The sequence below is a fragment of the Pseudoalteromonas sp. CR1 genome, from assembly GCF_019392235.1.
GTDB lineage: Bacteria > Pseudomonadota > Gammaproteobacteria > Enterobacterales > Alteromonadaceae > Pseudoalteromonas.
The window spans coordinates 1-253 of sequence record NZ_JAHXRM010000433.1 but is presented as its reverse complement, the minus strand read 5'-3'; the positions used below and the strand labels follow the sequence as shown (position 1 = coordinate 253).

Annotated in this window: 1 protein-coding gene; it reads left to right on the top strand. The window is 50.6% G+C overall.

Features of this window, described 5'->3' with window-relative positions:
• Nucleotides 1-229, top strand: a 229-nt coding sequence (locus KZZ04_RS20030; RefSeq protein WP_219424008.1) for a hypothetical protein, incomplete at its 5' end; no start/stop codon positions are given.
• Between the last annotated feature and the right edge of the window lie 24 nt (nt 230-253).

Genomic DNA, 253 nt, shown 5'->3' with positions numbered 1-253 from the left:
CAGAGTTCGATTTGCCAAGGCGTTGGATCGCACCGTCACTGGTTCCCTCAACGAACTGGTTCAAGCGGCGACGTATTGTTTGGAAGACAGAGAACGATCCCCCTTTGATGTCGGCGTTGAATTGAATGATTTGCTGTTGTCGGCGATTGCACGAACCAAGGCAGAAAAATACGGCAGGCCCAAAGAAGCGTTTCAGGAAATGGTGAAACGCAGTCGTGTATCCGCATAATCATCCACTTGCCGCTGAATCGAG